General features: G+C 55.3%; 8 protein-coding genes. 5 read left to right on the top strand and 3 right to left on the bottom strand.

Features of this window, described 5'->3' with window-relative positions:
* On the top strand, window positions 1-1,181 hold a 1,181-nt coding region (locus LKE08_RS21950), incomplete at its 5' end, for a calcium-binding protein (RefSeq protein ID WP_324706401.1).
* A gap of 104 nt (window positions 1,182-1,285) precedes the next feature.
* A complete protein-coding gene (locus LKE08_RS21945) occupies window positions 1,286-1,444 on the top strand; it encodes a hypothetical protein (RefSeq protein WP_324706400.1) in 159 nt (52 codons plus the stop codon).
* A gap of 281 nt (window positions 1,445-1,725) precedes the next feature.
* On the opposite strand, the gene LKE08_RS21940 is transcribed toward LKE08_RS21945, so the two are convergent.
* Window positions 1,726-3,015, bottom strand: coding sequence for a recombinase family protein (locus tag LKE08_RS21940; protein ID WP_324706399.1), 1,290 nt, complete (start codon window positions 3,013-3,015; stop codon window positions 1,726-1,728).
* A gap of 26 nt (window positions 3,016-3,041) precedes the next feature.
* Window positions 3,042-3,404 (bottom strand): VOC family protein, encoded by a 363-nt coding sequence (locus tag LKE08_RS21935; RefSeq protein ID WP_324706398.1) that lies wholly within the window; start codon window positions 3,402-3,404, stop codon window positions 3,042-3,044.
* Window positions 3,405-3,814: 410 nt separating this feature from the next.
* On the opposite strand from LKE08_RS21935, the gene LKE08_RS21930 reads away from it, so the two are divergent.
* Window positions 3,815-5,116, top strand: coding sequence for a pitrilysin family protein (locus LKE08_RS21930; RefSeq protein ID WP_324706397.1), 1,302 nt, complete (start codon window positions 3,815-3,817; stop codon window positions 5,114-5,116).
* Between the two features lie 301 nt (window positions 5,117-5,417).
* Complete coding sequence (locus tag LKE08_RS21925; protein WP_324706396.1) at window positions 5,418-6,449, top strand: C39 family peptidase; 1,032 nt, start codon at window positions 5,418-5,420, stop codon at window positions 6,447-6,449.
* A gap of 193 nt (window positions 6,450-6,642) precedes the next feature.
* Here the strand turns inward: LKE08_RS21925 and LKE08_RS21920 are convergent, their stop codons facing one another.
* Complete coding sequence (locus tag LKE08_RS21920; RefSeq protein ID WP_324706395.1) at window positions 6,643-8,028, bottom strand: gluconeogenesis factor YvcK family protein; 1,386 nt, start codon at window positions 8,026-8,028, stop codon at window positions 6,643-6,645.
* Between the two features lie 158 nt (window positions 8,029-8,186).
* Here LKE08_RS21920 and LKE08_RS21915 point away from each other — a divergent pair, with 158 nt between their 5' ends.
* Window positions 8,187-8,969 carry an ABC transporter ATP-binding protein gene (locus tag LKE08_RS21915; protein ID WP_324706394.1) on the top strand — a complete coding sequence of 261 codons (783 nt, stop codon included), beginning with the start codon at window positions 8,187-8,189 and terminating at the stop codon, window positions 8,967-8,969.
* Window positions 8,970-9,341: the final 372 nt, after the last annotated feature.

The raw sequence follows: 9,341 nt of genomic DNA, 5'->3' as shown, positions 1-9,341 counted from the left end.
CGACAGGTGAAATCTCGTTTGTCACCAACGACAGCGACGAAAACCCGTTCAACTTTTCCCTATCTGCGAGTATCAATTCTGAAGATAATCCGACACCGGAACCTTCCCCGACTCCCACACCAACTCCCACACCAACTCCGATACCGACGCCGGAACCGACTCCGGAACCGACTCCGGAACCGGAACCGACTCCCACACCCGAACCCGACGATAATACTGAAAATCACTGTCAACCATTTCCGACTTTAAATGTTACTTTAAGTCGTTTAGTTAATTCTATTCAGGAAACTGTGGAGGGAAGCGAAACGGATGATGTGGAAATGGGGAGTGCGATCGCGGAATCGTTGAATGGATTTGGCGGAAATGACACCTTATTTGGAATGGCAGGAAGCGACAATATAGAGGGAGGTTTCGGAAGCGATATTTTATTCGGAAGTCAGGGAAATGATTTCCTGAATGGTGATGGCGGAACGGATACCTTATATGGCGGCAAAGATGACGATCGCCTGTTCGGTGGCGACGATAATGATGTAATTTGGGGAGATGTCGGAAATGACAGTATTGATGGCGGCAGTGGCGATGATTTAATATTCGGAAATAGCGAAGCCGACCTGCTGCGGGGAGAACCAGGAAATGATACCATTTTTGGCGGTCAAGGCGAAGACTCGATCGCCGGTGGTGACGGAGACGATTTGTTACTCGGAAACCGGGAAGGCGATCGCATCCAAGGAGAAAATGGCAATGATACCCTATTCGGCGGAAAAGAAGGGGATACTCTCTGCGGTGGAGAAGGGAACGATTTGTTATTTGGAAACCTAGGAAATGATGTTTTAATTGGTGGTGAGGGAGGAGATACCCTCTACGGTGGTCAAGAACAGGATACCCTAATCGGAGGAGATGGGGACGACTTTCTCAGCGGTGATGATGGGAACGACAGCCTCACCGGCGGAAATGGTCGCGATACCTTTATTATCGGTTCGGGACGGGATATGATCACCGATTTTGATGCGGATTTTGACCTGATCGGCGTGTCCGGCAATTTGAATTTCGGACAATTAGCGATCGCATCCGTCGCGACGGGAACCGAGATCCGTCTCACCGACACCGGAAGCGTTTTGGCGGTTCTGAATGGTGTGGAGGCGAGTGCGATCGCGATCGATGATTTTGTGTTCGGATTTTAACCCGATCATTATAACACTTCCAGACCCGAAAAAAAATCTTCTCCACCCTTCCAATTTAGAGGCAGATCGGACACAATAGAAATGTCCTGATTCTCTGGATTGATATGGAACGCTCAAATCAACAAAAGCAGAAAATCAAAGATCATCTGTCGCGGAGTGTCGGGAAGTTCTCAGAAGTACCGGCGTCCTCCTACAGTTCGATGATGAACTCTGAACAGCGAAAACAGCGAATTATGGAACATATCCGCCTCACCAGCGGTTAAAATCCCCCCCAACCCCCCTTTGTCAGGGGGGAGAATGGGACTCCAAGTCCCCCTTCTTAAGGGGGATAATGGCGACTCTTTGTCACCTGAAAGAGTGAAAATCCCCCCCAACCCCCCTTTGTAAGGGGGGAGAATGGCGCTCCAAGTCCCCCTTCTTAAGGGGGAGGTGGCTTTTTGTCACCTGAAAGAGTGAAAATCCCCCCCAACCCCCCTTGGTAAGGGGGGAGAATGGCGCTCCAAGTCCCCCTTCTTAAGGGGGATAATGGTGGATCTTCATCACCTTAAAAAATAAACATCAACTTCAAATCCCAGTCGTCCCCCTGGCGGACAATCTCAATTTTACGGATAAACTCCCGAAAATAAAAACGTCGTTCGGTTTCCGACAAATCCAGCCAAAATTGCGCGATCGAAACCGCCTGTGCTGTCGCCTTCAAATTCACCGGCGGAAGTTGCGCCAATTTTCCCTCCAACTCCGCAATTTCATTTCGTAGTTTGTAGGCGCGAATTTGTGCCGTTTCCGCATCAAAAATTCCCGTCGCTTCCAGTTCCGGCAACTGTGCCAAAATTTCTCGCTTGGATGCGATCGCACCCGTCAACCCCCCCTTCACCCGCTCCAAGTCCGGTAATTCCAACTCGGAAACCGCCTCGGGAAGATCCCCACAAATGCGCTCAATTGTCGCCTCTAATATTTGCTCATAAGACAGGGATTTACACTTCTGATTTCGCGGACAATTCATCGGACGCAAATAGAGATATTCCCGATCTTTGCGATAACTCGTCACCCGCGTCACCGTCATCGACGAACCGCATTCACCGCAGCCTAACAACCCCGCCAGCGATCGCGGCGCACTCGCAGTCCTGGGGGGTAGCCGTCGGTTGCGACGCAACAGTCGATCCACCTGCGCGGCTTCCTCCCGGGATATAATCGGGACGTGGGTGTTAGAAATAACCTCGCCATTTTTGTATTCCAAATCCCCCCGATAAACCGGATTAACCAGCCACCTTTTACCCGTCGTCACCGAGATTTTTTTGCCGTATCGCTGTTCCAAATATCGCACCGCACCCCGCAGGGAACCGTAAATCAAAAAGCGCTCAAAAAACTCTTTTACAATGGGTGCTGCGGCGCGATCGATGGCGTAGCGTTCCTTGCCGCGACGGTAGCCGTAGGGTGCTTTCCCCGGCGGTGGCAAAGCTTTCAGGCGGTTTTTTGCGTGTCCTTTTCGGATGCGACGGCTGTGCTGTCCCCTCTGTATTTCCGCCAAAAATCGAATTAATTCAACCCGCGAAGTTTCGGATGCTTTGCCATCACTTTCTATGGCAATAACTTGAATTTTTAGACGGTCAAACTGATCCAAGCGATCGCCGACTTCCCGCACCGATTCACCCAATTCCTCGTAACGTCTGATCAATAAATATTCTGCCGGTGTCGAACGGCAATCTTCGAGCAGTTTTTCCAGTTCCGATCGCCCCCCTAAATCCAGATAAATTCGATCCACTTCCCACCCCCAAATCCTGCGATCGGGTGCGGTTTCTAAAAGCGGATCGGTATAGGAATAAGCGATAATCCTCATTTAAAATGATGTCGAAATAGCTGGTTTTACTGTTGGTTGAGTTCGATAATATTGCCGTCCGGGTCTTCAATAAACAGAGCCGATCGCCCGGATGAACTCATTTGATATTTGCAGTTATTTTCGGTCAATATTTTCTGGTAAAATTCCAAATTCGATACGGAGAAGGCGAGGTGACGGTTGCGCCCCCATTTGTCCTCGTTGACGCGATCGCCGACCACTTCCTGAGCTTGGATGAGGTGAATCTGGAAGTTTCCGCTCTGATACCAAATTCCCGGAAACTGCAGGGGGCGATCGACTTGATTCAAGCCCAATATCTGGCCGTAGAACCGTTGGGACTTTTCCAAGTCGGACACCAAAATGGCGGCATGGAGGAACTCGGTTATTGCCATAGTCAATTCGATCTGAGCGACGATTTTTATATTATAACGGATTGGCTCTCAGGGTGAAAATAAATATCGGTCAATTGAGCTTGACAAGTGAGATATTATTGGATACGATAAAAAACGAGCGATCGCGGAAATACCCCGCCAATTGAAACCGCTCGACCCAGCCTTCTCAAGCATCCCGCTGCCGGAACAAATAGCGGAATGGAACAGTAGAAATGAGGGCGATCGCCCCCACCCATTCCCGCTCCCAATCGAATCGATCTCGGCCGACAATTTGACCGTCAAATCCAGGCCAGCCGGTTCGAGGGTGATCGGCATCCTGTCGCGATCGCCAAAATCACATCGCCCGATCCGGCAAGTCCATCCCATACCTTTAAGATAGAGAGGGAAAAGACGACACTTCTAGGGATCGAATGACTTCTACTCTCTCGGCAGCGGCCGGAACCCGATCGCTCAACGCACCGACCATCCGCCAGTTGTCCAACGGTTTGACCATCGTCGCCGAACAATTGCCCGTCGATGCGGTGAATCTGAACGTGTGGATCGATGTCGGCTCGGCCGTCGAATCCGACGCCATCAACGGCATGGCGCACTTTTTAGAGCATATGGTTTTCAAAGGCACCCCCACCTTGGAGGCGGGGGAATTTGAACGACGCATCGAACAGCGCGGCGCCCTCACCAATGCCGCCACCAGCCAGGACTACACCCACTACTACGTCACCGCCGCCCCCCAAGATTTCGCCACCCTGGCCCCCCTCCAGTTAGAAGTGGTGTTCAATCCCAGCATCCCCGACGACGCCTTCGAGCGGGAGCGGTTAGTCGTCTTGGAAGAGATCCGGCGCTCCGAAGACAACCCCTCCCGCCGCAGCTTCCGGCGGACGATGGAAACCGCCTTCGATCGCCTCCCCTACCGCCGTTCCGTGCTCGGTCCGGCCGGCGCGATCGAACAGTTGACCGCCGGCCAGATGCGGGACTTCCACCGCCGCCACTACTCCCCGGCCCAAACCACCGTCGCCGTCGTGGGCAACCTCCCCGTCGAGAACCTGATCTCCGTCGTCGAAGAATCCATCGCCTTCCCCGGAGCACCGAAAACCGATCCCGACCCCGAATCCGCCGTCCGCGACCTGATGCCGGAAGAAGGCTTCACCGAAATCGTCCGCCATGAACGGGTCGATCCGGGCCTGCAACAGGCGCGATTGATGATGGTCTGGCGCGTCCCCGGGCTCGACGAACTCTCCGAAACCTACCCCCTCGACGTCCTCGCCACCATTTTGGGTCAGGGCCGGACGTCCCGGCTGGTCAGGGACTTGCGGGAAGAGCGGGGGTTGGTTTCCGCCGTCACCTGCAGCAACATGACCCAGCGGTTGCAGGGTGTCTTCTACATCTCGGCCCGCCTCCGAGTCGAAAACCTAGCCGAAGTCGAAACCGCGATCGCCCGACACCTGCGTCGCCTCCACGAGGAACCCATCGCCGACTCCGAAATCGCCCGGGTTCGCACCCAAGTCGCCAACCGGTTTATTTTCGGCAACGAAACCCCCGCCGACCGCGCCGGGTTGTACGGTTACTATCAGGCGATCGCCGGCCATCTCAACCTCGCCCTCGAATATCCCCGCCACATCCAGAGCCTCGACGCGGACGCCCTCCGGGAGGCGACCCGAAAATATCTGTCCCCCGACGCCTATGGCATCGTCGTCCTGAAACCGGAGTCCCCCTGACGAAAGCTCAAGTTGTGGGATGCGATCGGGGCGAGAACCGCCCTGACCTCTCCGCCGAAACGGCCGTGATGAGAAGACTGCCAAAGGTGATAGCTTAAAAGATACCCATGACCAGCACCAAATCATTGAGGAACCGGCGGCGGCGGACATCTGCCGTCCGGTTTTGAAAGGGAGTCGGGGGGGTGACTCCTCGGCTTGATTGAGTCCGATGGTATCGACAGCAGGTCGCGCCAGCCCCGACCCCCAATTCGGGGCGATCCCCATACCATTCAGTTTTGTATTATTACGTTGAGCAGGTGAGATGAGACTACAGGACTTTCTCGGAACGGAGATTCGATACGACGTCAAGGCGATTTACGACGACGAAGAACTCAGCCGCCAGATTCAGATTCGGCTGATCGATTTGGGGCTGCTCGATCCCCCCGTCGATGGCATCTTCGGCCCCAAATCCACCGCCGCCCTGCACCGGTTTCAAAAGCTGATGAACTGCAACGAACCCGGTTTTTTGGGAAAGGTGACGGCCGAGAAATTGATCGAAGCGAAAGTGAGCGATCTCCCCGTTTCCACCCCGATGTTAAAAATCATGAAAGATACGGTTTTCAAAGTCAAACCGATCGCCTCCTCCCAACTCGGGGACTCGGAAAAATTTCCGATCTCCGGCGGCCAGGAATATTCAGTCCTCGCCTACGACCCGATCCGGGGACACCTGAGAGTTGCCCTCCGCAGCGAATCCTTCGGCGGCTATTCCGTCGTCTACATTTGGGGACCCAACGCCCAGGTTTTTGAGGGAGGAACCCAAACCTACCCGAAACCCCTGCCGAAAAGCCACCGGCTCCCCAACGTCCCCTACAAATCCCAACTCGACAATTGGTTCAATCCCACCGGCGCCTGCAACGTCACCTCCATCGCCATGTGTCTGGAATATGTAGGAGCCCGGCGCAAGAGCAGCTACGGTCAATTTGAAGATGAACTGTACGAATATGCCATCAATCGCGGGTACAGCCGCCACAACCCCTACGACCTGGCGCGGATCGTCCGCGACTACGGCGCTAAGGACTATTTCACCGAAAATGCCATCATCGAGGACGTCCAAGATTGGATCGCCGCCGGCAATCCGGCCGTCATCCACGGGTACTTCACCTCCTTCGGACATATCATCGTCGTGGTGGGGTACGACGAATACGGGTTGATCGTCCACGACCCCTATGGGGAGTGGTTTTCCAGCGGATACCGCACCGATCTCAGCGGCGCCTATTTGCACTACTCCTACCGCCTGATCCAGAACGTCTGCATCCCCGACGGCAGTTTTTGGGTGCACTTTATCTCCAAGTGATATCCTGTCCGTTAGAATAGTTTGAACAAAAACTATTTCTATGGTTCAATAATCAGAAATCTATTTGACAACTGATGATCCGAACTTGATGGGATGGGGCGCCGGGAGTCGGGAGACAGAACATGAATTGTCAATTCTTCCCCACCGAGCACCGAGCACCGAGCACCGAGCACCGAGCACACCCCATATCAACTCAAACCCGAGAGTACCAGCGCAGCAGAACCTGGGCGAGCCGCTTGGAATCGTGGCGGACGTAGCCCGTTTGGCGATCGACTTCGATGATATTCGTCAACACGATGCGCCGTCCCAACTGCTTCACCGCCTCCCGATCGATCGCCACCGGGTGGGAATCCTCCTGGGCGTAGCGGATCAGCGCCTGGGCGGGGGGGATTTTGCCCTGGACCAGCACCGCGTCGAAGAGTTTGTACCCGCAGGCATCGTCGATCGCCCGAATGTGGTCACTAACGGTGTAGTTGTCCGTTTCCCCCGGCTGAGTCATGACGTTGCAGACGTAGATGCGGGGGACCGGCCGTTTCGCGATCGCCTCGGTGATGTCCGGCACCAGCAGGTTGGGGATGACGCTGGTGTAGAGGCTACCCGGCCCGATGACGATCAAATCCGCCTCTGCGATCGCCTGCAGCGCCTTCGGGAGGGCCGGGGGGTTGGCAGGGGTGCAGCCAATTTTGACGATCTGGCCCCGGGCCTCCGTGATGCTCGACTCCCCGCAGATGCGCCGCCCGTCGGCCAGTTTCGCCCACAAATGCACGTCGCTGAGGGTGGCGGGTAAAACCTGACCCCGGATCGCCAGCACCTTGGAACTGGCCGCGATCGCCCGCTCCAGATCCCCCGTCACGTCCCCCATCGCCGTCAAAAACAAATTCCCGAAACTGTGGCCCGTCAGCCCGTCCCCAGCCCGGAACCGGTACTGGAACAACTCCGTCAGCAGCTTTTCCTCATCCGCCAGGGCCGCCAGACAGTTGCGGATGTCCCCCGGCGGCAAAACCCCGATCTCCCGCCGCAACCGCCCCGACGACCCCCCGTCGTCGGCCACCGTCACGATCGCCGTGATGTTGGCGCTGTAATCCTTCAACCCCCGCAGCAACGTCGATAACCCCGTCCCCCCGCCGACGACCACGATTTTCGGCCCCCGGTTGAGGCGACGCAGGGTTAATAAGCGATCGACCAACTCCTCGTCCCCCTCCGGCATCAACACCTGGGTGATGGAGCTGAAACTGCGGCTCTGGCCCCAAAAGATCATCAACAACCCCACCAGCAGCACCAGCGGCCCGGAAACCGAATTGGGGATCACCGTCGTGATCCAACCCAAAAATCCCTTGAGCAGTTGCAAAATATAAAAGATGGGCGTCATCCCCGTCCAGATCGCCAGTCCCAAACTGGTCAGCAACACCCCCCCGGCACTCAGGAGCAACCACCGCTTCACCAACAAACCGGGGGCCAGCCACTTGAACAACTGTCCGACCCGATGGGGGGAACGGTAGCCCGACCAACCCAAGGTGAGCCGGAGCTTGAACAGGCGGCGGAGCCGATATTTCAAAGAACTAAAAGAACGGATTGACATGGATCATTCGCCTCAAGGCAGATTCGGCAATGCTGGCAATTGGGAACTGACGTTCGGATCGATATCCCCCATCCGCGTCTCGGATGGAGCGATGAGGATGTCAGAATACACGATACACAATACACAAAGAAATGGGGATAACAGACGAAAAATCCGAAATGTCCGAGCCGCTGATCGAACTGCGGGGAATTTGCAAAGCCTTCGGCTCGAACGTGATTTTGGATGGGGTCAATTTGACCATCCATCGCGGCCAAGCCCTGGCCATTATCGGGCCGTCCGGCACCGGAAAATCGACCATTTTGCGGATTATCGCCGGGTTGCTGCCCCCCGACGCCGGGGAAGTCTACGTCAAGGGAAAACGGCGGCGGGGGTGGGTGGACGACCTCTCCGACCCGATCGGGATCGGCATGGTGTTTCAGAATGCCGCTCTATTCGACTCCCTCAACATTGAGCACAACGTCGGGTTTCGCCTCTACGAACACACGCGGCTGTCCCCGGTTCGGATTCGAGAATTGGTCGAGGAACGGCTGGAAATGGTCGGCCTCCCCAATGTCTGCGATCGCTACCCCGCAGAATTGTCCGGCGGGATGCGGAAGCGGGTCAGTTTCGCTAGAGCGATTATGCCCAATCCGGAAACCCCCGCCGACAATCCGGAAGTGATCCTTTATGACGAACCGACGGCCGGTTTAGATCCCATCGCCTCGACGGTGATCGAAGATTTAATCCGGGGACTGCAAAAACGGGGCGGCGGGGGCAGCACCTACGTCATGGTTACGCACCAGGACAGCACCATCCGCCGCACGGCCGATCGCGTGGTGTTTCTGTATCAAGGTCAAATTCAGTGGGCCGGCACCGTCGAGGAGGCTTACCGCTCCGAACATCCCGCCCTGAGACAGTTTTTCAGCGGCAGTGTCAGCGGGCCGATCCAGGTGGCGAATTGAATTGATCATTATCAATTCCATTCCCGAGTGCCCGGCCCCGATATGTCAACATGGGGAAGAATGTGCGATTCGTTCGGGAATGAAATAAGGCCGAAATGCCTGAAATAACCTCCCGGTAAGGCTTCCATCCCCCTTGGATGGATATAAGGGACGCACCCCTGACCAGCCTTATAACTGTCTGTATGTTCCTAAATTTGGTATCACTGTGATACTAAATGAGGTTGGAACTCTCAGGGTCAAGGAAAAGTCAGTGATACAAGTGTCTTATACAAGAAATAAGCAAAACTGATAATCCAAGAGAGGAGGCGATAGCCACCCCCAGTTTTGGAATTCACAACTCCAGGATTGAAGCGGGGAACGGAAGGCGATGAG

This window comes from Lyngbya sp. CCY1209 (genome assembly GCF_035615495.1).
GTDB lineage: Bacteria > Cyanobacteriota > Cyanobacteriia > Cyanobacteriales > Microcoleaceae > Limnospira.
This window is presented reverse-complemented; position numbering and strand designations above follow the sequence as displayed.